Origin of the sequence: Otariodibacter sp., from assembly GCF_029256985.1 — a bacterium.
Lineage (GTDB): Bacteria > Pseudomonadota > Gammaproteobacteria > Enterobacterales > Pasteurellaceae > Otariodibacter.
In genome coordinates this window covers 1-26645 of record NZ_JARIDQ010000056.1, presented here as the reverse complement: position 1 = coordinate 26645, position 26645 = coordinate 1, and the positions used below count along the sequence as shown (strand labels likewise).

34 protein-coding genes and 4 tRNA genes are annotated in these 26645 nt (G+C 35.2%); 20 read left to right on the top strand and 18 right to left on the bottom strand.

Annotation, left to right across the window (positions count from 1 at the left end):
* Positions 1 to 14: 14 nt before the first annotated feature.
* The 5 genes from Q1J40_RS06050 to tpiA form a co-directional block, all read right to left on the bottom strand.
* Positions 15 to 90: transfer RNA gene (locus Q1J40_RS06050), tRNA-Lys, on the bottom strand.
* Between the two features lie 23 nt (positions 91 to 113).
* Positions 114 to 189, bottom strand: a tRNA-Lys gene (locus tag Q1J40_RS06045).
* Between the two features lie 21 nt (positions 190 to 210).
* A tRNA-Lys gene (locus tag Q1J40_RS06040) sits at positions 211 to 286 on the bottom strand.
* Between the two features lie 23 nt (positions 287 to 309).
* Positions 310 to 385, bottom strand: a tRNA-Lys gene (locus Q1J40_RS06035).
* A gap of 163 nt (positions 386 to 548) precedes the next feature.
* Complete coding sequence (gene tpiA / locus Q1J40_RS06030) at positions 549 to 1319, bottom strand: triose-phosphate isomerase (RefSeq protein WP_301099149.1); 771 nt, start codon at positions 1317 to 1319, stop codon at positions 549 to 551.
* A 174-nt stretch (positions 1320 to 1493) separates the two neighbouring features.
* Between tpiA and truD the strand changes: the two genes are divergently transcribed.
* From truD to nudF, 9 genes are all read left to right on the top strand, one after another.
* The gene (gene truD, locus Q1J40_RS06025) at positions 1494 to 2507 is read left to right on the top strand and encodes a tRNA pseudouridine(13) synthase TruD (RefSeq protein ID WP_301099148.1); all 1014 of its coding nucleotides are present in this window, start codon (positions 1494 to 1496) and stop codon (positions 2505 to 2507) included.
* A 16-nt stretch (positions 2508 to 2523) separates the two neighbouring features.
* A complete protein-coding gene (surE, locus tag Q1J40_RS06020) occupies positions 2524 to 3288 on the top strand; it encodes a 5'/3'-nucleotidase SurE (RefSeq protein WP_301099147.1) in 765 nt (254 codons plus the stop codon).
* Positions 3289 to 3873, top strand: coding sequence for a YqaA family protein (locus tag Q1J40_RS06015; RefSeq protein WP_301099146.1), 585 nt, complete (start codon positions 3289 to 3291; stop codon positions 3871 to 3873).
* A gap of 14 nt (positions 3874 to 3887) precedes the next feature.
* On the top strand, positions 3888 to 4376 hold the full coding sequence (locus Q1J40_RS06010) for a LysM peptidoglycan-binding domain-containing protein (protein ID WP_301099145.1): 489 nt from the start codon (positions 3888 to 3890) through the stop codon (positions 4374 to 4376).
* 61 nt (positions 4377 to 4437) lie between these two features.
* Positions 4438 to 5730 carry a murein hydrolase activator NlpD gene (nlpD, locus tag Q1J40_RS06005; RefSeq protein WP_502306660.1) on the top strand — a complete coding sequence of 431 codons (1293 nt, stop codon included), beginning with the start codon at positions 4438 to 4440 and terminating at the stop codon, positions 5728 to 5730.
* A gap of 79 nt (positions 5731 to 5809) precedes the next feature.
* Positions 5810 to 6376 carry a DNA-3-methyladenine glycosylase I gene (locus tag Q1J40_RS06000; RefSeq protein WP_301099143.1) on the top strand — a complete coding sequence of 189 codons (567 nt, stop codon included), beginning with the start codon at positions 5810 to 5812 and terminating at the stop codon, positions 6374 to 6376.
* Between the two features lies 1 nt (position 6377).
* Positions 6378 to 7109: a 4'-phosphopantetheinyl transferase family protein gene (locus tag Q1J40_RS05995; RefSeq protein WP_502306659.1), complete on the top strand. Its 732-nt coding sequence runs from the start codon at positions 6378 to 6380 to the stop codon at positions 7107 to 7109.
* A 2-nt stretch (positions 7110 to 7111) separates the two neighbouring features.
* Positions 7112 to 7531, top strand: a complete 420-nt coding sequence (gene psiE, locus Q1J40_RS05990; RefSeq protein WP_301099141.1) for a phosphate-starvation-inducible protein PsiE — start codon at positions 7112 to 7114, stop codon at positions 7529 to 7531.
* Positions 7532 to 7543: 12 nt separating this feature from the next.
* Positions 7544 to 8167: an ADP-ribose diphosphatase gene (gene nudF, locus Q1J40_RS05985; protein ID WP_301099140.1), complete on the top strand. Its 624-nt coding sequence runs from the start codon at positions 7544 to 7546 to the stop codon at positions 8165 to 8167.
* A gap of 86 nt (positions 8168 to 8253) precedes the next feature.
* On the opposite strand, the gene Q1J40_RS05980 is transcribed toward nudF, so the two are convergent.
* From Q1J40_RS05980 to Q1J40_RS05950, 7 genes are all read right to left on the bottom strand, one after another.
* Positions 8254 to 9069, bottom strand: coding sequence for a shikimate 5-dehydrogenase (locus Q1J40_RS05980; RefSeq protein WP_301099139.1), 816 nt, complete (start codon positions 9067 to 9069; stop codon positions 8254 to 8256).
* Positions 9070 to 9134: 65 nt separating this feature from the next.
* Positions 9135 to 10997: an SLC13 family permease gene (locus Q1J40_RS05975; RefSeq protein ID WP_301099138.1), complete on the bottom strand. Its 1863-nt coding sequence runs from the start codon at positions 10995 to 10997 to the stop codon at positions 9135 to 9137.
* A gap of 66 nt (positions 10998 to 11063) precedes the next feature.
* A complete protein-coding gene (gene ccmI, locus Q1J40_RS05970; protein ID WP_301099137.1) occupies positions 11064 to 11966 on the bottom strand; it encodes a c-type cytochrome biogenesis protein CcmI in 903 nt (300 codons plus the stop codon).
* 2 nt (positions 11967 to 11968) lie between these two features.
* Positions 11969 to 12439, bottom strand: a complete 471-nt coding sequence (locus tag Q1J40_RS05965; RefSeq protein ID WP_301099136.1) for a cytochrome c-type biogenesis protein — start codon at positions 12437 to 12439, stop codon at positions 11969 to 11971.
* Positions 12440 to 12443: 4 nt separating this feature from the next.
* Positions 12444 to 12983, bottom strand: a complete 540-nt coding sequence (locus tag Q1J40_RS05960) for a DsbE family thiol:disulfide interchange protein (protein WP_301099135.1) — start codon at positions 12981 to 12983, stop codon at positions 12444 to 12446.
* Positions 12984 to 13056: 73 nt separating this feature from the next.
* A complete protein-coding gene (gene asd / locus Q1J40_RS05955; RefSeq protein ID WP_301099134.1) occupies positions 13057 to 13950 on the bottom strand; it encodes an archaetidylserine decarboxylase in 894 nt (297 codons plus the stop codon).
* A gap of 111 nt (positions 13951 to 14061) precedes the next feature.
* Positions 14062 to 14409: a ComEA family DNA-binding protein gene (locus Q1J40_RS05950; RefSeq protein ID WP_301099133.1), complete on the bottom strand. Its 348-nt coding sequence runs from the start codon at positions 14407 to 14409 to the stop codon at positions 14062 to 14064.
* 258 nt (positions 14410 to 14667) lie between these two features.
* Between Q1J40_RS05950 and Q1J40_RS05945 the strand changes: the two genes are divergently transcribed.
* The 4 genes from Q1J40_RS05945 (at position 14668) to rfaC (ending at position 18499) form a co-directional block, all read left to right on the top strand.
* Positions 14668 to 15990: a LysM-like peptidoglycan-binding domain-containing protein gene (locus tag Q1J40_RS05945; RefSeq protein WP_301099132.1), complete on the top strand. Its 1323-nt coding sequence runs from the start codon at positions 14668 to 14670 to the stop codon at positions 15988 to 15990.
* Between the two features lie 77 nt (positions 15991 to 16067).
* Positions 16068 to 16490 (top strand): MliC family protein, encoded by a 423-nt coding sequence (locus Q1J40_RS05940; RefSeq protein ID WP_301099131.1) that lies wholly within the window; start codon positions 16068 to 16070, stop codon positions 16488 to 16490.
* Position 16491: 1 nt separating this feature from the next.
* Positions 16492 to 17550 carry a lipopolysaccharide heptosyltransferase II gene (waaF, locus tag Q1J40_RS05935; RefSeq protein WP_301099130.1) on the top strand — a complete coding sequence of 353 codons (1059 nt, stop codon included), beginning with the start codon at positions 16492 to 16494 and terminating at the stop codon, positions 17548 to 17550.
* Positions 17531 to 18499 carry a lipopolysaccharide heptosyltransferase RfaC gene (rfaC, locus tag Q1J40_RS05930; protein WP_301099129.1) on the top strand — a complete coding sequence of 323 codons (969 nt, stop codon included), beginning with the start codon at positions 17531 to 17533 and terminating at the stop codon, positions 18497 to 18499. Before waaF ends, rfaC begins: the two co-directional genes overlap by 20 nt.
* 31 nt (positions 18500 to 18530) lie before the next feature.
* Here the strand turns inward: rfaC and crp are convergent, their stop codons facing one another.
* The 4 genes from crp to dut all read right to left on the bottom strand — a co-directional run bounded on the left by crp (position 18531) and on the right by dut (position 20613).
* Positions 18531 to 19205 (bottom strand): cAMP-activated global transcriptional regulator CRP, encoded by a 675-nt coding sequence (gene crp / locus Q1J40_RS05925; protein WP_301099128.1) that lies wholly within the window; start codon positions 19203 to 19205, stop codon positions 18531 to 18533.
* Positions 19206 to 19272: 67 nt separating this feature from the next.
* Entirely contained in the window at positions 19273 to 19497 is a 225-nt protein-coding gene (locus tag Q1J40_RS05920) for a YheU family protein (protein WP_301099127.1), read from the bottom strand.
* Entirely contained in the window at positions 19494 to 20108 is a 615-nt protein-coding gene (slmA, locus tag Q1J40_RS05915; RefSeq protein ID WP_301099126.1) for a nucleoid occlusion factor SlmA, read from the bottom strand. The genes Q1J40_RS05920 and slmA overlap by 4 nt, the downstream gene beginning before the upstream one ends.
* Before the next feature lie 43 nt (positions 20109 to 20151).
* The gene (gene dut, locus Q1J40_RS05910) at positions 20152 to 20613 is read right to left on the bottom strand and encodes a dUTP diphosphatase (RefSeq protein WP_301099125.1); all 462 of its coding nucleotides are present in this window, start codon (positions 20611 to 20613) and stop codon (positions 20152 to 20154) included.
* 197 nt (positions 20614 to 20810) lie between these two features.
* Between dut and Q1J40_RS05905 the strand changes: the two genes are divergently transcribed.
* From Q1J40_RS05905 to Q1J40_RS05880, 6 genes are read left to right on the top strand one after another with little or no spacing between them, the layout of a single operon-like run.
* Complete coding sequence (locus Q1J40_RS05905; protein ID WP_301099124.1) at positions 20811 to 21191, top strand: YbaN family protein; 381 nt, start codon at positions 20811 to 20813, stop codon at positions 21189 to 21191.
* Positions 21192 to 21243: 52 nt separating this feature from the next.
* The gene (gene mog / locus Q1J40_RS05900; protein ID WP_301099123.1) at positions 21244 to 21837 is read left to right on the top strand and encodes a molybdopterin adenylyltransferase; all 594 of its coding nucleotides are present in this window, start codon (positions 21244 to 21246) and stop codon (positions 21835 to 21837) included.
* An 8-nt stretch (positions 21838 to 21845) separates the two neighbouring features.
* The gene (gene glnB / locus Q1J40_RS05895) at positions 21846 to 22184 is read left to right on the top strand and encodes a nitrogen regulatory protein P-II (RefSeq protein ID WP_301099122.1); all 339 of its coding nucleotides are present in this window, start codon (positions 21846 to 21848) and stop codon (positions 22182 to 22184) included.
* A 15-nt stretch (positions 22185 to 22199) separates the two neighbouring features.
* Complete coding sequence (gene lspA / locus Q1J40_RS05890) at positions 22200 to 22688, top strand: signal peptidase II (protein WP_301099121.1); 489 nt, start codon at positions 22200 to 22202, stop codon at positions 22686 to 22688.
* Entirely contained in the window at positions 22689 to 23633 is a 945-nt protein-coding gene (gene ispH, locus Q1J40_RS05885; protein WP_301099120.1) for a 4-hydroxy-3-methylbut-2-enyl diphosphate reductase, read from the top strand.
* Positions 23633 to 23875: an FAD assembly factor SdhE gene (locus Q1J40_RS05880; protein WP_301099119.1), complete on the top strand. Its 243-nt coding sequence runs from the start codon at positions 23633 to 23635 to the stop codon at positions 23873 to 23875. The genes ispH and Q1J40_RS05880 overlap by 1 nt, the downstream gene beginning before the upstream one ends.
* Positions 23876 to 23936: 61 nt before the next feature.
* Here Q1J40_RS05880 and dapF read toward each other — a convergent pair whose 3' ends face one another.
* The gene (gene dapF, locus Q1J40_RS05875) at positions 23937 to 24761 is read right to left on the bottom strand and encodes a diaminopimelate epimerase (protein ID WP_301099118.1); all 825 of its coding nucleotides are present in this window, start codon (positions 24759 to 24761) and stop codon (positions 23937 to 23939) included.
* A 123-nt stretch (positions 24762 to 24884) separates the two neighbouring features.
* Here dapF and Q1J40_RS05870 point away from each other — a divergent pair, with 123 nt between their 5' ends.
* Positions 24885 to 26207, top strand: coding sequence for an anaerobic C4-dicarboxylate transporter (locus tag Q1J40_RS05870; RefSeq protein WP_301099117.1), 1323 nt, complete (start codon positions 24885 to 24887; stop codon positions 26205 to 26207).
* Positions 26208 to 26277: 70 nt separating this feature from the next.
* On the opposite strand, the gene Q1J40_RS05865 is transcribed toward Q1J40_RS05870, so the two are convergent.
* A partial coding sequence (locus Q1J40_RS05865; protein ID WP_301099116.1) for a SelB domain-containing protein occupies positions 26278 to 26645 on the bottom strand: 368 nt, incomplete at its 5' end.

Sequence of the window (26645 nt, the reverse complement as noted above, 5' to 3'; positions counted from 1 at the left end):
TTATAAAAGAAAGATGGTGGGTCGTGAGAGGCTCGAACTCTCGACCAACGGATTAAGAGTCCGCTGCTCTACCAACTGAGCTAACAACCCAAAGGTAAAATATAATGGAATGATGGTGGGTCGTGAAGGATTCGAACCTTCGACCAACGGATTAAAAGTCCGCTGCTCTACCGACTGAGCTAACGACCCAAAGGAGTAATCTTTCTAAAGTGGTGGGTCGTGAAGGATTCGAACCTTCGACCAACGGATTAAAAGTCCGCTGCTCTACCGACTGAGCTAACGACCCTTTAGAAAATTTCATAAAGTTAATGGTGGGTCGTGAAGGATTCGAACCTTCGACCAACGGATTAAAAGTCCGCTGCTCTACCGACTGAGCTAACGACCCTTAACTTATGTAACGGAGGCATATCATACTGATTTTAAGCCTCAAATCAACTTTTTTTTTATACTATAGATATTAATTGCATGGTTTACACTCAATATCATTGTACAAGCGGTCAGTTTATTACAAAATTTTGCAAAATTCTAACCGCTTATAAATAAAATAATTATGCTTTTGCTTTTTCAGCAGCTTTTACAATGGCCGCAAATGCAGGCGCTTTTAATGATGCTCCACCTACTAATGCACCATCAATATCTGGTTGAGTAAATAATTCTGCTGCATTTGCATCATTTACTGAGCCACCGTATTGAATAATCACTTGATCAGCAACCGCTTGTGATTTTTTAGCAATGTGCCCACGAATAAAGGCATGTACAGCTTGTGCTTGTGCAGGAGTTGCAGATTTACCTGTACCAATTGCCCATATTGGCTCATAAGCAATTACCGCACCATTAAATGCTTCTGCACCTAATGTGTTTAATACAGCATCTAACTGTCTTGAAACAACCGCTTCTGTTTGACCTGCTTCATTTTCAGATTCAGTTTCACCAATACATAATACAGGCACTAAACCAGCTGTTTTTAATGCAGCAAATTTTTTAGCAATAAATTCATCACTTTCTTTATGATAAGTACGACGCTCAGAGTGACCAATGATGATATATTTTGCACCAAAGTCTTTTAACATTTCAGTTGAAATATCACCAGTAAATGCGCCACTTACGTTTAAATCTACATTTTGTGAACCTAATGCAATCACATCTTGACCCGCTAATGCAGCTTCTGCTTCTGCTAAATACATTACAGGTGGTGCAATTGCAACTCCACAACCTTTAACATCTACAAGTTCTTTTTTTAAACCTTCAATTAATTCTTTAGTAAATTTTTTATTACCGTTTAATTTCCAGTTTCCCATAACTAAAGGACGACGTGCCATTTTAATTTCTCCTAAATAAACTAAATATGAATCATAATCAGGGCGAACTATACCAAATTTTAGAACAAATTTGATATTTTTCAGCAAGAATTCAAATCAAGATCAAGAAATAACTGATAAACTATGTACTAGATAGATAGTTGAGTATTGAAAAATACTTTTGAAAGAGAAAAAATGAATCAATTAGCATATTTATTAGGAAAGCCGGAACAAACAGGAAAATTAAAAGCAGAGTTTGCTGATTTTATTGTAAAAGAAGAATTAGGTTATCCTTTAACGGGAGAAGGCGAATTTGTTGCAGTTAAGATTCGCAAAACCAATGCAAATACCTTATTTGTTGGTGAGAAATTAGCTGCTTTTGTTGGTATTTCAGCAAAAAATATGAGTTACGCAGGGCTTAAAGATCGCCACGCAATTACTGAACAATGGTTTTGTTTACATATGCCGGGTAAAGAAACACCTAACTTTGATGAATTTCAATTAGATGGGGTCGAAATTATTGAGATCACTCGTCACAATCGTAAAATCAGAATAGGCAGTTTATTCGGTAATCAGTTTGAATTATTACTAAGAGATGTAAAACAAAGTGATGAGCTAACTTCCCGTTTAACAGAATTACAAGCGGTTGGATTTCCTAATTATTTTACCGAACAACGCTTTGGACGAGATGGGAATAATCTAATCCAAGCTCAACGATGGGCAAACGGTGAGATTAAAGTAAAAGATCGTAAAAAACGGAGTTTTTATCTCTCAGCTGCACGGAGTGAAATATTTAATCGTGTGGTCTCAGAGCGTATTTCTGCAGGAATGCTCAACCAAGTTGCTGAACATGATATTATGCAATTAGCAGGCTCAAACAGTTGGTTTGTTGCCAAAATTGAGGAATTATCTGATCTTAACAAGCGGTTAGATTCTGGAGATATTTTACTTACCGCACCGTTAGTTGGGGAAGATACACCAACCCAAGTAGTATCTTATTTGGAACAACAAATCATTGACGAACAGCAATTATTATTGAATTTAATGGCTCAAGAACGGACTAATGCAACACGTCGATCAATGCTTTGTAAGCCTCAAAATTTCACATGGCAATTTGAACAAGAAGGATTACGTTTACATTTCTTTTTAACTTCGGGAAGCTATGCTACGGCACTAGTCAGAGAATTAATTCAAATAGAAGAACAATAATTTTTAAGGATAAAAAATGAACATTTTATTAAGTAACGATGATGGCATTAATGCCACAGGTATTCAAGTTTTAGCAAAAACATTACGTGATGCAGGGCATAATGTCACTATCGTCGCACCAGATAGAAATAGAAGTGCAGCATCAAGTTGCCTTACTTTAGTGGATCCATTACGAATCCACAAATTTGAGAATGGCGATTATGCAATCATTGCGGGTACACCAGCTGATTGCGTACATTTAGCATTAAATGGGTTATTAGATACTAAATTTGATTTGGTTGTATCAGGTATCAATCATGGATCAAATTTAGGTGATGATGTAATTTATTCAGGCACAGTTGCTGCCGCTTTAGAGGGTCGTCATTTACCATTGCCATCTGTTGCCGTTTCTTTAACTGGACAACATGGTTCAAACTTCCTTTCAGGAAAAAGTCATTTTGACACTGCTGCAAAAGTGGTTTTAGATTTATTGCCTAAACTAACTCAATGCTGTGTAGCAGCTAATCAAGTATTAAATATCAATGTACCTAATCTACCTTATAATGAATTGAAGGGATTGGTAAGTACACGTCTAGGACAACGCTCGGCCGCTGCTGAAATTATCAGAGAGCAAGACCCTAGAGGGGCAAACATCTATTGGATTGGTGCCGGTGGTAAGCCCATTGATAACAAAGAAGGTACAGACTTTTACGCAATCGACAATAATTTTGTTTCTGTCACACCAATTCATGCAGATATGACAGCTCATCACTCTATTGAAACATTGAAAGGTATTTTATAAATGCAACTCTTTGGTCCAATTTATGATAAAACAATGACATTATCCAAACATAAATTTGCAACATATTGGCTAATGTTAGTAAGTTTTATTGAAGCAATATTTTTTCCTATTCCACCTGATGTAATACTTATTCCAATGTCGATGAGTAAACCAAAAATGGCAATTCGTTATGCTATTTATACAACAATTGCTTCTGCAGTTGGTGGAATGATCGGTTATACTTTGGGGTATTTTGCATTTGATTGGATTAGAAGTTTTATTACAGATTGGGGAATGCAAGCTAATTTTGATCGTATGATTGTATGGTTTGAAACTTGGGGGATTGCCGTTATTTTCCTAGCAGGTTTTTCTCCTATTCCTTACAAAATATTCACAATTTGTGCAGGCGTAATGCAAATGACATTTTTTCCTTTTGTCATTACATCTGCAATTTCTCGTTTTGCTCGTTTCATTATTGTGGCAAAATTATCCGCATGGGGTGGAGAAAAATACTCTGAAAAAATTCGCCGTTCTATTGAAATCATTGGTTGGGGAAGCGTAGTTCTTGCTACAATTGCCTATATGCTTTACACATTCTTAAAATAAAAGGAATCTTGAATATGAAAAAATCTTTTTTACTACTCCCTATTGTTTCAATGTTACTAGTTGCCTGTACTACAAATTCGAGTTCAGAATCCTCTTCTGCAGAAGTAGCTGATGCAAACGTACCTGCATGGCAAACAGAAGCACAACCTATAGATATGCCAAGCAACATGAATCAACCTGTTTCACAACCTAGTTACGGGTATAGTCAACCAGCATCGTCCAATTATGGATATACTCAACCAACACAGCAACAAACAAATTATGGCTATAATCAAACAGAATCTATTGGAAACTGTCAAGTAGTAAGAGATGCGAATAATGCACCAGTTTATACTAAAATTACAAAAGGCTGTTATACTGAAAATACTTATACTGTAGGGAAAAGTGATACACTATTTTTAATTTCCTATCTTGCTGGCAAAACACCTAATGAAATTGCGACATTAAATAATCTAACTCAGCCTTACCAATTAAAAGTAGGTCAAGTACTTCGTTTACAGTAATTAAAAATAAATGAAAAATGAAAGTAAACATAGGTTACTTTCATTTTTTACTAAAGGAAAAATTATGCAAAAATTTTTATTCGCACCTTTTACCGCTATGATTTTAGCTGGTTGTAGTTCCAATCCACCCGCTCCTGTTGTAGATGCACATGGCTCATTAAATTCTAGAGCAATACAATCTGTACCAGAGGCTGGTTATGGCTGGCAAACTGATATACAAAATACACCTATGCCAAGTACAATGACAGCACCAACTTATCCAGTACCACAACCAGTGTATCAAGCGCAACCACAACCAATACCACAACCAATACCACAACCAGTGTATCAAGCACCACCGCAACCAATAACTCAATCAGTGAGTGCTCCACAACCTGTTCCAACGCCAATTAGTACTCCTAAACCCGTAGCTGCACCTAAGCCTGCACCAAAATCTCAGCCTGTTGCTACTGTATCACAAGATTTTACTATTCCACGTGATGAAAAAAATGTACCTATTTATAGCCAAATAGATAAAGGTTTTTATAACGGTGATACTTATAAAGTAAGGAAAGGTGATACAATTTTTCTTGTCGCTTACATTGCAGGTAAGGATGTTAAAGAGGTTGCTGCACTTAATAATATTCAAGAACCTTATCCATTACGAATTGGTCAAGTACTCAAACTTGGTAATACTTCAACACAAACTGCAAATTCAGTAACTCCGACTGTTCAACAAAAGGTACAGCAAGCACCTAAACCTGAACCCGCTCCTGTTGAACCAGTCAAACCACAGGTAACTTATACTCAAGCACCTAATGGTACAGCTTATGGTTCAGATGGTACAGTAACTGGCCCTATTAAGGCTGGGGCAGCAGCTTCCACACCAAACCCAACACCAAGAATTACAGCAACAACGCCAAGAATTACAGCAACAACGGCGACAGTCTCAGCAAGTACTGCATCCATAAATAAGAATACCAATACTGCAACTCCTCCTTCTTCAATTAAATGGAAATGGCCAACTGAAGGGCGTATTATTGCTGGATTCTCATCTATTGAAGGTGGTAATAAAGGGATAGATATTGCAGGAACTAAAGGTCAAGCGGTTAAAGCAGCTGCTGCAGGTAAAGTCGTTTATGCAGGTAATGCATTACAAGGTTATGGTAACTTAATTATTATTAAACATAACGATAATTTCTTAAGTGCTTATGCGCATAATGACCAAATTAAAGTTGATGAACAAGATAATGTAAAAGCAGGTGAAACTATTGCGACTTTAGGTAGCACTGGTACTAATACTAACAAATTACATTTTGAAATTCGTTATCTTGGAAAATCTGTCGACCCAACTCGCTATTTACCAAAACGTTAACTTATTCTGTTAATTTGGTAAAATAATCTAACCGCTTGTAGCAATCACAAGCGGTTATTTTGTATAAGGAATTTGTAAAATGCAGACTCGTTGCCAATGGGTATCTTCTCAACCAATCTATATTGATTATCACGATAATGAATGGGGAAAAGCTGAATACAATAGTCAGAAACTATTTGAAAAACTGTGTTTGGAAGGGCAACAGGCAGGGTTAGCTTGGATCACGGTATTACAAAAACGAGAAAACTATCGCCAAGCTTTTCATTATTTTAAGCCTGAAAAAATTGTTGCGATGACAGAAATAGATATTAATAATTTAATGAAAAATAAAGGCTTAATTCGTCATCATTTAAAATTAAATGCCATAATTAAAAATGCGAAAGCTTATTTAACCATGCAACAAAATGGCGAAGATTTTAGCCAATTTATTTGGTCTTTTGTTGATCATCAACCAATCATTAATGATGTGCCTAATACGAACAGTATTCCAACTAAAACGGCTATTTCATCGTTAATGTCTAAGGAATTAAAAAAACGAGGTTTTGTATTTGTGGGTGAAACAATTTGTTACGCCTTTATGCAATCGATGGGATTAGTTGATGATCACCTCAATGATTGTTTCTGTAAGACCAAAATCAATAGGTAAAATAATGAATAAAACTGACCGCTTGGATATTGTTTTTGCTCATCATAATGAAATCGTACCTGATGAATTTTTAAATTATGCAAAACCTATTCAGTCTAATCCATCAGAAAAACTGATAAAAAAATGGAAAAGCCGTCGAGTTGCGCATTTTATCTTATATCAATTATTTGAAAAATATCAGCTAGATACAAAGCTATTAGACCAGATTTACCGTACATCAAGTGATCGTCCTTATATTTTACACCCCCAGATTGATTTTAATATTAGCCATTCTGGTGATTGGGTCGCTGTAATTTTTCGCTATGCAACTCAGCAAAAAGTGGTAGGAATAGATATTGAACATCCACAAAAAATCAGACGTTATAATGAGTTATTGAATTATTATGCATCAGCGCAAGAGATTGATGAAATCAATACTTCAACCATTTTGCCTCAGTTAACGAATCTTACCGATCGTTTTTATTTGAGTTGGTGTTTAAGGGAAGCGATTCTAAAATCACAAGGGGTAGGGATCGTGAAATTATCTGAGGTGAAACACTCTTTGAGCGAACAAAAAATCATCTCTAAATATTGTCCACAAGGACAATTATTTTTTTATCATCAATTACCTTTTTACTTAGCTTATTTCATTGAACAAGAAGGAACTATGCTATCATTACCCAATGTTACCCAATGGCAAAATGGGCAATTTCATTCAACAACATTTTCTCCAATTATTTATCAAGTAAATTAATTATGTCAAAATTAAACTTAGAAAATAAACATTCCAAATTTGGAAAAATTATATCTGAAGGGTTTCAGTGGTTATTAAATATTTCCTTATTAAGTATTGGCTTACTCCTTTCCTATGCATTATTTTCTGAAGCCTATTCATTAATTGAAATACTACTTATACCTAATGAGAAATTTCAAATTGTTGAGAAAATTGTGATTTTCTTCCTTTACTTTGAATTTCTTGCGCTCATTGTGCAATATTTTAAGTATAACTATCATTTTCCATTGCGTTATTTTTTGTACATCGGTATCACTGCAATGGTTCGCCTTATTATTGTGGATCATTCTAGTGCCATAAATACACTACTATTTGCTATAGCAATTTTGGTGATGATTATCGCACTCTATGTTGTGCATAGCGAACGCTTACGTAAAAGCTAAAGAGAGGTTAATATGAGTAAAATTCATCAATTTTCCCAAAAAGATTTAGAGATTATCCGTGAAGAAGTCGTTTATAAAGGGCATTTTGAACTTAAAAAAGTATTTTTCCGCCACAAGTTATTTTCAGGAGGCATGAGTGGTGAAGTACTTCGGGAGCTAATGATTAAAGGGGCCGCATCAGCAGTGATTGCTTATGATCCTGTTAAAGATAACGTCATCTTAGTCGAGCAAGTACGTATTGGTGCTTATGATCCCAACAGCTCAAGTTCACCTTGGTTGGTTGAATTGATTGCAGGTATGATTGATACCAATGAATCACCAGAAGAAGTGGCTATTCGTGAGAGTAAAGAAGAAGCGGGAATCACGATAAGTAATCTAGAACACGCAGTTAGTATTTGGGATAGTCCAGGTGGTGCAGTTGAGCGTTTGCATCTTTTCCTTGGCTTAGTAGATAGCACTGAAGTGGGCGGTATTCACGGTTTAAAAGAAGAAAATGAGGATATTCTAGTTCACGTTGTCAGTCGTGAACAAGCGTATCAATGGGTGGAAGAAGGTAAAATTGATAATGTAATTGCGGTGGTTGGCCTCCAATGGCTACAACTTCATTATCATAAATATATCCAGAAAAAAGCCTAAAACAAGCGGTGAGATCTATTTATAAAAATGCAAAAAGGGTATTATTCATTCGTAACACCCTTTTTTATGTGGTTTATATAGCCCAATTAACTATTTTGTCGAGCAAAATTTGCTGCCTCAGCAATTAATTCATCACTTGGACGAACACCAGTATAAAGCTCAAATTGCTCAACAGCTTGTAGTACGATAACTTCAGCGCCTGACACTGTTTGTTTTCCTTGTGATTGTGCATAGTTAATTAGTGGAGTTTCAGCAGGTAATGCTACTACATCAAAGATCACATTAGCTTGTTGAATCAAGGTTTCTGGGAAAGAGAGCGAATTTGCCTCTGCTCCACCAACCATACCAATAGGTGTAACGTTGACCAAAATATCTGCTTGTGTACTTTCTAAGGTATCAATATAGATATAACCATATAAATTTGCCAAATATTGTCCTGTCTGCTTATTGCGAGCATACACCTTAAGATTCTCAAATCCTGAGTGTTTAAAGGCGGCAACCACTGCTTTTGCCATACCGCCACTACCAAAAACAATCACACTAGCGGTAGGATCCAGCTGATATTTTGCAATTAATTTTTCAATTGCGATATAGTCTGTATTGTATGCTTTTAAATAACCATCAGTATTTACAATCGTATTAACAGATTCTATTGCTTTTGCTGATAGAGATAGTTCGTCTAAAAAAGGGATACAGCTTTCCTTAAAAGGCATAGAAACGGCACAACCACGAATACCTAAGGCTCTCACACCTTTTACTGCATGTTCAATATCTTGAGTAGAAAAGGCTTTATAAACAAAATTTAATCCTAGTTTTTCATATAAATAGTTATGAAAACGAGTTCCAAAATTACCGGGTCTACCCGACAAGGACATACAAAGTTGAGTATCTTTATTAATCATATTTTATCCTTTTATTCTTTTAATCATCAGCAATATTATACAAATATAGGTCGTAAAATCGTTAATTAAAGTGGAAATAGTACCGGTATAAAAAAGACGGAAAACAGCATTACAATCAAAGTAAACGGCACACCAATTTTCATAAAATCAATAAATTTATAACCACCTGGCGTCATTACCATTGTATTAACTGGCGATGATACTGGAGTCATAAATGCTGCTGATGCAGAAACAGCAACAATCATTACAAATGGAATTGGAGAGTAATTAAGCTGATTCGCAATAGCGATAGCAATAGGCATGACCAAAATAGCAGTTGCAGTATTAGAAATAAACGCTCCCACTATCGCCGTAAATACGAATAAGACAGTTAGTACAATATGAACATCCATGCCTTGCATAATATCTAATAAAGCGGAGACCAATAGTTCAATTCCCCCTGTTTTTTGCAACGCTATAGAAAAAGGCATCATTCCCACAATTAAAATTAAACTTGGCCAATGGATACATTCATAGGCACTTTTCATATCAATGCAACGAAATTTACCTAACATTAAGCAACCTATTAATGCTGCAACAACGTTAGGCACAATACCTGTAATCATTAATACAACCATTATCAAGACAGAAAAAATTGCATGAGGTGCTTGGCTGAGAGCGGGAGAGGCTTGTTTACTTTCTTCCGGCGTATTGAGTAAAAAGAAATCACGATTTGCTTTATTCATCGAGATAATATCTTTCCAAATACCAATGATGAGTAAGATATCACCAAATTTTAAAGGAGTATTGATAAAATCATCTTGAATAATTTCGCCATCCCGTTTAATGCCAATCACAGAGGTACCATAACGTGATCTAAACTCTAATTCAGCAAGGGTTTTACCAATACTTTCTGTCTCTGGGAGTAAAGATATTTCTGCCATACCAATAGATTTTACGTGATCAGAAAAATATTCACCTTTAATTTCTATTGGCTTTAAGGCAAATTGTTGACAATATTCTATAAATTTTTCTTTTTCTACATTAACATCAAGGAATAATATATCTTTTGCTTGTAATGTTGTATCTCCATAAGCGCTAATAGAAATACTACGAAAATGTTTTACTCTTTTAATTGCAATAATATTTAACCCATATTCACGTCGTAAATTTAACTCTTGAATAGTTTTACCTACTAACGGAGATGATTCATTAATTAATGCCATTTTAGCTCGCCCATCTAAATGGTACGTTTGGATTAGCTGTGATATTGAAGCAGATTGTTGACGATCTTCGACTATCTCTTCTCCATTATCCAACCACCGACGAACAATCAACATATAACCGATTCCAAGAATCAATACACTAAGTCCAACGGGGGTAAAACTAAAGAAACTAAATCCTTCAAATCCTTCTTTTACTAATTCTGAATGAGCAATCAAGTTTGGAGGTGTTGCAATGAGAGTCATCATGCCACTAATAAGCCCTGCGATACTCAATGGCATCATTAAACGACGAGGAGATATTCGCATACTAGAACAGATAGCAAGTACTACAGGAATGAAAATAGCAACGATACCAGTTGAACTCATAAAAGAACCTAACCCCGCAATAGATAACATTAATAAAATGAGTACCCGAATTTCACTCTCTCCGGCCATTTTCATCAACCATTCGCTAACTTGATAAGCAATTCCTGTTCTGACTAAACCTTCGCCAATAATAAAAAGTAAAGCAATCAAAATAACATTAGGATCACTTAATCCCGCAAAGACTTCTTGTGTTGTCAAAATCCCACTAAGGCTGAAAAATGCAATAATCAGCAAAGCAATAATATCCATTCTAATTTTACTTAGCATAAACTGCCAAATTGCAAAGATTAAGGCAACGATAACCCAAAATAATGGTTGTTGTAAAAAGTCCGGAAGGTAATTTGATATTAACTCCATAATGCTTCCCTAATAGAATAAATTTTGATAACAAAGAGCCATAAAAAATTGTTTTATGGCTATATATTACTTAGATATGGTCTCTGACTTTCCGCCATTCTTTAACATTAATAATGCAGATTGGATACTACGCCGAATTGTTTCACGTCGATTATCATCTTCAGGAAGTAATTTCAACATCATTTCCCAAGTCATTGCTGCCATTTGATAATCTTCTCGCTCGAATGCTGAAAATGCTAATAAACTTAATGCTTCGGTATTAGTGTGATCAATACGAATAATTTCTTTGACTAATTCCTCTCCTTTTGCCTTATCTGTTGGATCAGCCGAAAACAGCAATAATCTTGCATAGCTCTCTTTATATTGCAGGTTCTGTGGCGCTAATCTTACTGCTTGAGTAAAACTATCTAAAGCAAGTTGCCCATTTTCTAATGCCATACCAATCTGTCCGAGCATAAACCACGATTTATCATCTTTTGGATTTTTCTGCAATTCAACTCGTAATGCCATAGCAAATTGATTCAATTCTTCGCTAGTAAATGGTTGCTCTTCCTCTGTTTTTAAACGTTCATAAAAATAACTGAGCTTATCGTGGCTTTTTTCCAACATAGTGCCAGTAAACCACGATCCCACGTTAAAATAGACTGCTGAACTAATCCCAGCAACACATAACAACAAAGCAAAAAACCAAATTTTACCTAAGCTTTTTTGGCTTAAAATCACTTGATCAGGCTGTTCAGGTATATCGTCTAATAAGCTTTGTTGTAACTCTAGCGTAGTTTGTTCAGGATCATCTATTACTCCCTCTTCAGTTTCTCGTTCAACTTCTTTTAGACGATCAAAATAAAATGCTTTGTTTAATGTATTACGTTTCTGTCCGTTTGTTTGAATCGATGTTTTAAGTAGAGGATAAAAGGCAATTAAGCAAATAACCACCGTAATTACACCAATAGTAATAAAAAAATTCATCATTATTCCTTATCTTTTAAAATCGCATTAAGACGATCTTGATCGAGTTTTTTTGTATTTTGAGGTGACGAACTAACCGCTTGTGAGCGATTACGTTTACTCTTAAAAATAATTCCGAATCCTAAAATAAGTAATAATACAGGGATTAACCATAAGAAAATTGTTGCTGGAGTCAATGGAGGATCATAAGTCACAAAATTTCCATAACGTTCCACCATATAATCTACCACATCTGATTTACTTTTCCCTTGTTTTAATAACTCCAAAGTTTTACTTCTCATATCCGCAGCAATGATTGCATTAGAGTCCGCAATATTATTATTTTGACATTGTGGACAACGTAATTCCTGAATCAATGCTAAATAATCAGATTCTTGTTGTGGGTTATCAAATTCCAATATCTCAATACTGGCAAGACAGAAGGAAGATATGAAAAGTAAGCTAAAAAAATAGATTTGTTTGATTAATTTCATCGTTTTATTTTAAACTATCATAAATAGGTTTAAGCACTTCATTCCAAACTTTGGCATTTACATCACCTACGTGACGATAATGAATAGTACCTTGACCATCAATAATAAAGGTCTCTGGTGCGCCATATACACCTAAATCTAAACCTAAAGAGCCTTTCGGATCATAAACAATCGCTTGGTAAGGATCGCCGTAAGTATTGAGGAATCTTAATGCCTTTTCTCTTTCGTCCTTATAATCAATCCCAACAATTTGTATGCCTTCTTTCTCAAGCTGAGTCAAATATTGATGCTCTGCAAAACAAGTAGGGCACCAAGTTGCCCAGACATTTAATAATCTTGGAGAGCCTGTTTTGACTATATTTGAATTAACGGTATTCTGTGCATTAGCTAAAGATTCTAATTGAAATTCAGGAATCTTTTTACCGACTAAGACGGATTCTAATATTTTAGGATCGTTACCTGAAGCATTTCGTTGTAGTTGTACAACAAATGCAATAATCAAACCAAGAAAGATGATAAGTGGAAGTAATAATTTTTTCTTCATTTGCCTATTATTTTTTATCTAAGGTTACTTCATTATGTATCAAAACACATATAGATGTACTGCGCTTAATCAATTATTCGTTAATTTTGGCCAAACGTTCGCCCATTTTTAGTGGTTCACCCGTTTTAAGGTAATCTTCAAAAGTGACTGTATCTTTAGGGAATAAATTAATGACCGTTGAACCTAAACGGAATGCCCCCATTTCTTGCCCTTTTTTCAGGTGCACTACACTTTCACCTTCAGTTAAGTAATGGTAAACCAATACGTCTTTTACTCTTGGTGGATTAATAACTCCTGCCCAAACCGTACTCATACTGGCTGTGATTGTTGCTCCTACAAGAATTTGTACCATTGGACCAAATACAGTTTCAAATTCACAAATAACACGTTCATTACGTGCAAATAAATTGGGTACGTGTTCTGCTAAAAATGGATTAACCGAAAATAATTCACCCGGCACATAAATCATTTTTTTCAATGTAGCATCACAAGGCATATGTACACGATGGTAATCTGTTGGTGAAAGATAAGTTGTAATGAATTGACCATCTTTAAATTTTTCTGCTAACTCAAAATCATTAGCCAGTAATGTTTCAAGATTGAATGGATGACCTTTAGCCTGTAATAGTTGATTTTCTTTAATTTGTCCAAGCTCACTCACACGACCATCAGCAGGTAAACACAGTGCTTGGTTATCCTGATTAATTGGTCGTGCATGTTCTTTTAAAGAACGAATAAAAAATTCGTTGAAGGTAGCATAATCTTTTGGGTTAGTTTTTTCAGCTTCATCTAAATTAACTTGATATTTCTTTGCGAACATTTTAATCACAAAGTGAGTGACTACTCCCCATTTTTTTTCGGCAAACCAACCCGCTACTCTAGTGAGTCCTAATTGTGGTACAACATATTGGAAAGCAATTTTTAAGCGTTGAACGTAGGTTGGTGATGTATATGGTTTTAATGACATTGAGTTATCCTGTTTTCCCTTGTTTTATAGAGAAAACAGTATAACAAATGCCACATAGTTTACAATTAAATAGGTTTTATCGACAAAGCCAGTGCTAAATTGCTAGTCAAATTATTTTAGGATAATACGTTCACGATTTTTATCTAGTGTTGCAGGTCCAATACCAGAAACTTCTGTAATTTGCTCTGCTGATAAAAACTGCCCATTCTTTTCACGATATTCCACAATTGCTTGAGCTTTCTTGGTACCGATGCCTACCAATTTATCCTGAATTTCAGTTGCCGTTGCAGTATTGATATTTACAGCATTTGGTTTGATATTTTGTTGATTCTTTTCAGAAAGTACCTGTGTTTCAACTTTTGACGTGACTAAATTAGATTTTGATTCATTTTTAGCAACCGAAATGGCGGTGTAAAAACAGAATAATAAACTTAATGTGTAACGTGTAATTTTCTTCATAGTTTTGCTCCTTAGTAATTATGCTAATTATGTGAAATTACCTAACTACTTTATGTACACATCAGTTTTTCTACAATTAGGTTATATGATTTTCACGATCTATCTCGAAAAAATTATGTAGTAATACAGAAAATTTATCTAATTATGACTAAATTTTAAATTAATGGTGACTATTTAGACAGAAAGAACGTGATGAACATAGAGAAATAATTTAGAATACCACCATATTATTCGAATATATTTATTTGGAAATGATTAATGAGTCAGTATAAAAAGCTTGATGAATTGGATTTAGATAGTAACAAAACTAGTAGTTTACAATCTCGTATGAATAGTATAAAACTTGAAAAATCTGATGTATTTATTTCCTTACATTCGGATAAATCGCCTGGTCATACATTCAATCCTGTAATGAAACGTCCAGAAGCTCTGACCATAAATTTACCTACTTTGGAAGAACAACAAATTATGCAAAAAGAAAATAATCACTCACATGATAATACGACAAATGATACAACTCCTTCAAAAGCCACGGGATTTGCATTTCCTCCAGTATCAGAAAAAGATGAAAAGATTGATCCAATTAGTCAAGAACAGGTAAATCTTAAGACAGATCCTATCTTGACAACAAGTGCTACCACTGAAGAAGCGAAGAATACAACAGACACACAAACTCCACCAACCTTAGGTGCAGAAAGGGTAATTCCTCAAACATCGTCAGGTAATAAGCATAAATCAGAGTCAGCAAAGGGTGATAAAGTACCTTCCAAATATCGTCGCTTGCTTATCGTAATTCTTATTGTATTAGCATTATTACTCGTATTTTTCTTGTTAAAACCACAAACTCCAGAAACTGTAGAATCATTACAAGAACAAGGGACTAGTCTGCCTATTGAATTCCGTCCTGTTGATGAGGAAGAAGCAAAACGAGCAGAGAAGGAAGCCAAAGAGCTACAATTACAAGCTCAACAGACTGGACAAGCAACCAATAGTACTGAACCTCTTTCAGAAGGAGAAGGGCAAGAAATTGTTTTAGATAACAGCAAAAATAATAGTGTAAATACTGCTTCAGCTGCTACACCTAACACTCAGCAAGAGGTTATTCAATCAGTACCTGCAACACAATCACAACAATCACTTTCATCTACTTCGACTGACTCTAGCCACTCTACTAATATGACGTCAGTAAAAAAATCAGTTCCAAATACAAATAGAATTGTAACTCGTAAAGAAGAACCTGTTGTGGTGAAACATTCTCAAAGAAATGTTACTCATACATCTAATAAAACTAATACAAGAAAAGATACTACTCACACTCAATCAGCAAGAATTGAGTCTAATGCATCAACTAAAACAATGACAGTTCCGAAAGGTGTATCATTAATGCAAGTATTTAGAGATCACAACCTTAATATTTCTGATGTAAATGCAATGAGTAAAACAAATAATATTGTAAGTAATCTCAAAGCTGGAGAGAAAATTACTGTACACTTGGATAGCAATAATAGAGTAACTGAAATGAGAATAGGCTCTGCTGGGAAATTTACTCGTCAAGCGAATGGTAGCTATATTTACAAATAATAATACTTAATATTTAAGAGCAACTATTAAGTTGCTCTTTTTTTTCTAACTAAACTAACTCATTAAGGATAGTCTTTATGTATTCATTGAGATATAAAAATATTTGGCAATTTTTATGTTGTATGAGTTTAACTGCTTGTAGTTTAACAACAATTGCACCTGTTGAGCAGTTGCAAAAAAAAATAGAAACTGATCAAGCGCAAATTCAACAAACAACTCAAATTGAATCTAGAAGAGGCACTGTAAAAAAACAGATTATTAATCTCTATCTCTGTGAAAAAGAACAAAATTTAAAGATTCAATCCATCCCCGAGAAAAGTAATTTGATAAGTGTTACTTTTAATCACATTACACATACTTTATCTCCAACAGTCACGAGTAGAGGAAAGCGCTACAGTAATATTCGATGGATATGGTCAGAAGACTTAAACGGAATTGGAACATTAAGTGATAATCGTAATAATATACTAGCAATAGGTTGTATTAAAAAAGGAGATTAATGTGAACATTCTTGTGATAGCGCCATCTTGGGTTGGGGATATGATGATGTCACACGCACTATATCAACAGCTTAAAATCCAATATCCAAATTCTCAAATTGATGTGATGGCACCAGATTGGAGTCGTCCATTGTTATCTAGAATGCCAGAAATTCGTCAGTCCATTTCAATGCCTATTGGTCATGGGAGTTTTGCTTTAGCTAAGCGGTATAATCTTGGTAAAAGCCTGCAATATCAATACGATATGGCAATAGTGTTACCCAATTCATTAAAATCAGCTTTTATTCCTTTTTTTGCAAAAATTCCTTATAGAAGAGGCTGGAAAGGTGAAATGCGTTACGGGTTATTAAATGATATTCGTAGCAATAAGCAAGATTATCCAATGATGGTCCAACGTTATCTAACTTTAGCCTATGAAAAAAGTAGTATTCCAAGCGCAGACGATTTACCGATTATTTATCCAAAATTAAAAGTAAATTTAGCTGAAGTTGCCCAAAGTCATAAACAATTTGAACCACTATTGAATGGTGCAGAGGGACGTAAAGTGATTGGCTTTTGTCCGGGAGCAGAGTTTGGTCCAGCTAAACGTTATCCTCATTATCATTATGCAAATTTAGCACGGATGTTAATTGAACAAGGTTATGCTATTCATATATTTGGTTCGCAAAAAGATGAGCCAGTTGGTGAATCTATTCGTCAATCACTTTCTCAACCTCAGCAACAATATTGCATAAATTTGGCAGGGAAAACTAATCTCAACCAAGCTGTTGATCTTATTTCAGAGTGTGTTGCTGTTGTGAGTAATGATTCTGGTTTAATGCACATTGCAGCCGCTCTTGATCGACCACTTATAGCACTCTATGGTCCAACTAGCCCACAATATACGCCTCCACTCTCTGATAAAGCTGTCATTATTCGTTTAATCGAAGGCGGACTGATTAAAATTCGTAAGGGTGAGGATAGTGAGGAAGGTTATCATCAGAGTTTAATTGATATTAAACCGGAATTAGTATTAGAAAAATTAACTCAATTATTACAAAATGAAAATTTGTCTAATTAAAACTTCCTCGATGGGAGATGTGATCCACTCATTACCGGCATTGACGGATGCACAGCAAGCCATTCCTGATTTACAAGTAGATTGGGTGGTTGAGTCCGCCTTTGCTGAAATTCCTTTATGGCATTCATCTGTTAATAAGGTTATTCCTATTTCCTTGCGAAAATGGCGAAAGTCCCCATTCTCTGCAAAAACAAGAGAAGAATGGAGAACGTATAAAATATTATTACAATCTGAACAATATGATGCTGTTATTGATGCTCAAGGGCTTCTTAAAAGTGCCTTATTTGCAACACGTTTAGCAAAGGGGATGAAACATGGCTATGATCGCCATTCAATTCGTGAACCCCTTGCTTCACTCTTTTATGATAAAACCTATAAGATCTCTTACCAGCAACACGCTGTAGAGCGTATTCGACAACTTTTTTCACAATCTCTTGGATACGATATAAAATATTCCTTGGGAGATTATGGAATAGCGGATAGATTCTCACAAGATTTTGCAAAAAAAGGTGAAGAACTCACCGCTTGCAAACCTTATATTGTGGCGATTCATGCGACCACTCGTGCAGATAAGCATTGGCCAGAAAATTATTGGATGGATTTATTTGAGCAATTAATCAAGCGAGATATCAATATTCGCTTACCATGGGGCAATGCAGAAGAAAAAGCAAGAGCCGAACGTTTTGCTCAACGTCATCCAGATCATATTCAAGTCTTACCTAAATTAACGCTAACTGAATTAGCTTATCAAATATCAAATGCAGAGAGCGTGATTTCTGTTGATACAGGCTTGAGCCATCTTACTGCCGCATTAGATAAGCCAAATATTATTTTGTATGGGGCAACCGATCCTAATTTAATTGGGGCTTATGGTAAAAATCAGATTTATTTGCATGATAAAGGGATGGAAAATATTTTGCCTGAGCAAGTTTTAGATCAAATAGAATAGGGCGAGCAATCTCCCTATTCTATATACATAATTATCGAGTTCCATACACAACAATAGTTTTACCATGTGCAGAAATAAGTCCATCATCCTCTAACATTTTTAAGATTCGACCAACCGTTTCTCGAGAACAGCCTACCATTTGCCCGATTTCTTGACGTGTAATTTTGATCTGCATACCTTCTGGATGAGTCATCGCATCTGGCATTTTTGCTAGATTCATTAATGTTTGAGCAATACGCCCTGTTACATCTAAAAAAGCTAGATTACTCACTTGACGAGAGGTCATTCTTAAACGTCTTGCCATCTGAGCCGATAAGTACATCAAAATATCTGGATTTAAATGAACTAATTGCTTGAATTTTTTATAGGAAATTTCTGCAATTTCACAGTTTCCTTTTGTTCTTACCCAAGCTGTTCTTGGTTGCATTCTATCTTCAAATAAACTAATTTCGCCAACAAACTCGCCTTGCCCTAAGTTAGTAAGCAACATTTCTTTACCATCATCATCTTTGATGAAAACAGATACCGCGCCATTAACAATATAAAATAAAGATTCGGCATCTTCTCCCGCATGAATTAATGTGTATTTTGCTGGATAACGATGAATATGGCAGTGAGTAAGAAACCACTCAACAGCGGGATCATGAATGGATGGTACGGGTGATACATTCTCTAACTGAGCAGTTGAAATTGAAACGTCTTTCATAAAAATAAACAGCCTTTGATTCGAAAAATATTAGCTTTATAGCTAACCTTGCAATTTTATCATGAATTCAATGATTCTCTAAGAACGATTTCTTATCTTTAATATCAATACTTTCGTTTAGTTCAGACCATACAATTACTACTTTTTCTACCTTTAGTTGTTCTAATAATCGTTGCCGTTTTTCTTCTAATGAAAGTTCTCTTAGACCGTAATCGGTTCCTTCTCTTAAGATAAATGAATCTAATATATTGTAGAGCGTATCTAACTCGAGTGATTGCCAAGGAATAATCATAATGTTTTATTAAAGAGTGGTTGAATAAATATCCATTGTTTCTCAAAATGAAGGTGAGCATTGGAAATAAAACGTGAACGAACCATATGTAAAAATTGTCCTTCACAAAAAGTAACTAAATAACCCGCTAATGCTCTTTCATCATCAAAAGCTCGACCTTCACGTAATTTACTCATTTGCAAGATATTCATAAATTGCAGTTCTAGCCCATCAAAAAACTTAGCAACACGATTTCTTAATAAATCATCTTCAAACATTAAAGCATGCCCCGTTAGAATTCGTGTAACACCTGGGTTTTTATAGGCAAAATCTAAAATAGTTTGCAAAATAGATTTGATAGCTAATTCTGTACTTGGTTTACGTTTACTCACATTAATATAACTATTCAATGTTTGCTCAATTTTCTCAATGAGAGCTTCGAACATTTTAGTTTTACTTGGAAAATAACGATACAACGCCCCTTCAGAAACACCAACAGCAGCAGCTAAACGTTCAGTGGTAACTCGTTGCATTCCATTTTCAGAATTAAGCAAATTAATTAGTACCTCTAAAACCTGTTGCTGTCGCTCTTTCACCGATTTCTTCGGAATTCTAACTACAGGTGATAACATTTATTCTCCTTTATTATTAGATAACAACCACTAATATCAAATTTTATTGTTTACCTGAATGCCCAAAACCACCTTCTCCTCGCTCGGTTGAGGCAAACTCATTAACAATATTAAAACTTGCTTGCACCACTGGAACAAAAACTAATTGTGCAATTCTATCACCCACATTTACAGTAAAAGGCGTTTCGCTTCTATTCCAAAGAGATACCATAAGCGGACCTTGATAGTCAGAATCAATTAAGCCGACTAAATTACCCAATACTATCCCATTTTTATGCCCTAATCCTGAACGAGGTAAAATAACCGCAGCTAAATTAGGATCAGCAATGTAGATGGATATACCTGTAGGAATAAGTACAGTCTGACCAGCTTCAACGACTAACGGCTCATCCATTAATGCACGTAAATCTAATCCTGCTGAGCCTGTTGTTGCGTATGTAGGAAGAGGAAATTCTGTACCGATACGAGAATCCAAAATTTTTAAATCAATTTGTTTTTTGGTCATTATCTATCCTAATTTTATAATGAGAAACTATCGTTAATGAAAATATGTGGGACATTTTATCATGATAATAACTTTAGTTTTATATAAAGAAAATAACATTATGTTTCTCCCTTATTAGTTGAATAAAAACCAACATTGCAACTTTCTAAAAATCAGTTATTATTTGATTATGCGTTTTATTCTCAATTAATTTTATTATGACTCTCAAGAAACTCATTTATATTCTTATTGCATTCCTGTGCCTAGCTCTTGGTATTATTGGAATAGTTGTGCCGGGATTACCCACGACACCTTTCTTATTAGTCGCACTTTACTGTTTTGGTAAAAGTTCTGATCGTTTACAAGCTTGGTTTATGACAACCAAACTGTATGATAAATACTTAAAAGAGTACGATCAAAACAGAGCAATGACCATTAGACAAAAAGTCGGTATTCTCGCTATTGCTACACCTTTCTGTATTTTTGCCCTTTTCGTCTTACCTAATATTTGGGGTAAAATTGCTATAGTTATCGCACTAATTTTTGAATATTATTATTTCATCTTTAGGATTAAAACTATTAAACCTTTAGAAAACTAATCTGACAAGGTAGAATAGCAAGCTGTCTATTTTTGCAAAAAAGTGAGAGAAAATGACCGCTTGTTTAAACAAAGAAATCCTAAAAATTGGCTTAGTATCGGTATCAGATAGAGCATCACAAGGTATTTATGCTGATCAAGGTATTCCAGAATTACAATCTTGGCTTGAATCAGCAATTACTACCCCTGTTGAATTTGAAACACGTTTAATCCCTGACGAACAACCGATCATCGAAAAAACATTAATCGAATTAGTCGATCAATCTGCTTGCCATCTTGTACTCACAACGGGTGGTACAGGGCCTGCAAAACGTGATGTTACTCCTGATGCTACTTTAGCTATTTCTGATCGTGAGATGCCAGGATTTGGCGAACAAATGCGTCAAGTTAGTTTGCATTTTGTGCCTACCGCTATTCTTTCCCGTCAAGTTGGTGTAATCCGCCACGACTCTCTTATCTTAAATTTACCTGGACAACCGAAAGCAATTAAAGAAACCTTAGAAGGTGTGAAAGATAGCGAAGGAAATGTGATTGTTCGTGGTATTTTCAGTGCTGTGCCTTATTGTTTACAATTACTCAACGAAATTTATGTTGAAACCGATCCTAAAATTTGTGACAGTTTCAGACCTAAATCTGCTCGACGTTAAGGAATTTTATGAAAAAAATTGAAGCGATTATTAAGCCTTTCAAATTAGATGATGTCAGAGAAGCATTAACTGACGTTGGTATTACGGGTATGACAGTTACTGAAGTAAAAGGATTCGGTCGTCAAAAAGGGCATACAGAATTATATCGTGGAGCTGAATATGCTATTGATTTCTTACCAAAGGTCAAACTTGAAATTATTGTGAGCGATGAACAAGTGGATGAATGTATCGATACGATTATTGAAGTGGCTCAAACAGGTAAAATCGGTGATGGAAAAATTTTTGTTTACGATGTTGAACGAGTCATCCGTATTCGTACAGGCGAAGAAAATGAAGATGCACTTTAATTTAAAGGGAAAATAATGAAGAAAACAGGATTAGTCTGGTTATGGCTGAGTTTGATTACCATAGTTGTCGATCTATGGACAAAATACAGTATCGTGCAACATTTTGAATTACATGAAAGTCTTAATATTTTGCCGATTTTTGACTTAACTTATACACGTAATCACGGCGCAGCATTTAGCTTTTTAGCCGATCATTCAGGATGGCAAAAATACCTATTCTTAGGTTTAGCTATTGTGATTTCTATTGGCTTAGTCGTTATGTTATTTAAAAATAAACGTGATTTGAAATTACAAAATAGTGGTTATGCTCTCATTATTGGCGGAGCAATAGGTAATGCCATTGATCGCGCCTATAATGGTTACGTTATTGATTTCTTACATTTTTATTGGGATATTTATCATTATCCCGTTTTTAATATTGCTGATGTTAGCATTGTGGTTGGTGCAGGGTTACTTATTCTTGAATCCTTCTTAGAACACCGAAAATCAAAAAAGAGTGATTAAATGAAAATTATTTTAGCCAATCCAAGAGGATTTTGTGCCGGAGTTGATCGTGCAATATCGATCGTCGAATTAGCCTTAGAAATTCATGGTGCACCTATTTATGTTCGTCATGAAGTTGTACATAACAGATTCGTTGTTGATGGACTCAAAGCCAAAGGGGCAGTTTTTGTTGAAGAATTAGATGAAGTGCCAGATGGTGCTATTGTCATTTTCTCAGCTCATGGTGTATCTCAAGCAGTCAGACAAGAGGCAAAGCAACGTGAACTTAAAGTATTTGATGCAACTTGTCCACTTGTGACTAAAGTTCATATGCAAGTGGCTAGAGCAAGTCGTAAGGGAACAAAAGCTATTCTTATTGGCCATGAAGGTCATCCTGAAGTTATAGGTACAATGGGGCAATACGATAATCCTGAAGGTGGTATTTTCTTGGTAGAAGATGTAGAAGATATTGCTAAATTGGGTTTAAAAGAAGATCAAAACCTTACATTTATGACTCAAACTACCTTATCTATTGATGATACAAGTGATGTGATTGAGGCATTAAAAGAGAAATATCCCGCCATTCAAGGCCCTAGAAAAAATGATATTTGCTATGCAACTACCAACCGCCAACAAGCAGTGAGAGATCTAGCTCAACTTACACAACTTGTGCTAGTTGTCGGTTCAAAAAATTCATCAAATTCAAACAGATTAGCCGAATTAGCATCTAGAATGGGAACACCTGCAAAACTTATTGATGGTCCACAGGATATTGACTCTGCTTGGCTTACCAATATTGATACAATTGGTATAACAGCGGGTGCATCAGCACCAGAAGTACTAGTACAATCAGTGGTAGAACATCTTAAAAATCTTGGTGCAAATGAAGTAACAGAACTTGAAGGATGTGAAGAAAATACCGTATTTGAAGTACCTAAAGAGTTAAGAATTAAAGAGGTTAACTAATGAATCGTTTTAAAATTGAGTGGGAATGTCGTCGTGGAATGCGTGAACTTGATAAAATGATTATGCCATTTTATCAACAATATTTCGATGATTTAAGCGAAGAAGAACAGAATACCTTTGTAGAAATGCTCAGTTATAGTGATCCTGAATTATTCCGTTGGTTTATGCATCAACTTCCTGCACCAACAGCAAAACTACAAACAATGGTAGAGTTAATTCGCACTAAATTACAAGACTACTAGATCAAATTAAAGGCATAGTACAGAATTATGCCTTTAATTTGATAAAAAACTTTTCAAAAGACTATAATTTGATAAACCCATCATAAATATGAACCGCATTACCTGTCATAAATAATGGATATCCTTCACCTTTCCATTCAATTTGTAATGGACCCCCAGGTAAATCTACCTGTACATTATTATCTAGTAAACCTTGCATGATTCCAACGGCAACTGCTCCGCAAGCACCACTACCACAAGCTAGCGTTTCTCCTGCCCCACGTTCAAAAACACGAAGTTTAATATGATTACGATTAATCACTTGCATAAAACCAATATTAGCCTTTTCTGGGAAACGCTCATGATTCTCTAATAATGGACCTAATTCATGCACATTTGCAGTTTGAATATCATCAACTTGCAAAACACAATGTGGATTACCCATAGAAACAACGCCACACAAAACAGTCTGAATATCAGTTCTCAAAATATAATTTTTTTCAAATTTATTCGCAATAAAAGGAACTTGTGCAGGTTCCCAAACTGGTTCACCCATATTGACTTTAATCTGCCCATTTTCTTTTAAGCTTAAGACCATTTTCCCTTTTGCTGTGCTTACCCCAATATCAGTTTTATTGGTTAATCCTTTTAATGTCACAAATTGAGCAAAACATCTTGCCCCATTACCACATTGAGCAACTTCCGAACCATCAGCATTAAATATACGATAATGAAAATCTAATTCTGGATCATAAGGTGGTTCAACCAAAAGAAGTTGATCAAATCCGATGCCTGTATGCCTATCTGCGAGTTTACGAATAATATCTTCCGTTAAATAAACATTCTGAGTAATGCCATCAATCACAACAAAATCGTTACCTAAACCATGCATTTTTGAAAATTGCATATATTTTCCTGTATTTTAAATTTTAATTTGATTTGAATTATAGTGTGAATAATTATTTATTGGTATATTTCATCTCCTTTTTTATATTTTTAGATTTTTTTTCTTATTACAATGGAGCAAGTTATGTCTGTCATGTTTTTAATTCAGTTTGCTATTGTATTACTTTGTATTTTAATTGGTGCTCGCTTAGGTGGTATTGGTTTAGGAGTAATGGGTGGTGTTGGTTTAGCAATTTTATCCTTTGGTTTTGGATTAGAGCCAGCTGGTTTACCTATTGATGTTATGTTAATGATTATGGCTGTTGTTTCAGCGGCAGCAGCAATGCAAGCTGCGGGGGGTTTAGACTATATGATCAAAATCGCAACCGCAATTTTACGTCGTCATCCTAAATATATTACCTTTATCGCACCAGCGGTAACTTGGATCTTCACTTTCTTTGCAGGCACTGGACACGTTGCTTATTCTGTACTTCCTGTGATTGCAGAGGTAAGTCGCCATAACGGTATTCGTCCTGAACGCCCATTATCAATGGCAGTTATTGCTTCACAATTTGCAATTGTAGCAAGCCCAATTGCTGCGGCAGTAGTAGCGGTTGTTCACTATTTGGAACCACAAGGTTTTTCATTAGAAGATGTTTTATCCGTCACAATTCCTTCAACTATATTAGGATTATTTTTTGCAAGTATTATTGTGAATAAATTAGGTAAAGAATTAAAAGATGATCCTGATTACCAACGTTTATTAAAAGATCCTAAATACATCGAAGAAAACCATGCCAATACTACTATCGATGATATTAAGATTACGTCAACAGCAAAAATCTCTGTTGCATTATTCTTAATCGGCGCATTACTTGTTGTTTTAATGGGGGCAATTCCTTCTCTTCGCCCAAGCTTTAATGGTAGTCCAATGGGCATGGCACATACTATTGAGATCGTAATGCTTTCTGTTGCTGCAATCATTATTTTAGTGTGTAAAGCAGATAATCATGCTATTACTCAAGGCTCAGTTTTTCATGCAGGTATGCGTGCCGTTATTGCTATTTTTGGTATTGCATGGTTAGGCGATACATTAATGCAAGCTCACTTAGGTGAAGTAAAAGGGCTTGTGTCCGAATTAGTGGAAACTGCACCATGGGCATTTGCATTTGCATTATTCGTACTTTCTGTATTGGTTAATAGCCAAGGTGCTACTGTTGCAACGCTTTTCCCTTTAGGAATCGCATTAGGTATTCCTGCTCCTATTCTTATTGGGGTATTCGTAGCGGTAAATGGTTACTTCTTTATTCCAAACTATGGTCCGATCATTGCATCTATCGACTTTGATAGCACAGGAACAACTAAAATTGGTAAATATATTTTTAACCACAGTTTTATGATTCCAGGCTTATTGAGTATGGCATTTAGTTTAGGATTTGGCTTACTTTTCGCTCATCTATTTCTATAATATCTATTATTAATAGATTATAAGCGGTTAGATTTTTGCAAAATTTTGTAGAAAACTAACCGCTTGTTTGTTAATAAATATCTCTATCCCTCAACAGATGCTCATTACCTTTTCTGCGTAAGAATCCCGAACGGTCAAAGTATTCTATTAACTGCACAGTAACCTTGCGTCCGTAACCGATTTTATCTCGCAACTGATTAACTGAAATTGAACCATTTTGCTCAATAAATTGTTTGATCTCTTGAGCAAAGGCAACGATTTGTTCTTGTAGCAAAAAGCGATCTTTCACAATCGGCACAAGATAGCCTAACTTTCCTGCTTTATAGAGTAAATTGCGGGTTTCTGTTTCATCTGCTAATAATTCATTCGCTATATCCCGTACCCATAATGCTTGGTTGGTTTGTTCAAATAGCGGTCGGATCTCCGCCCATTTTTGCA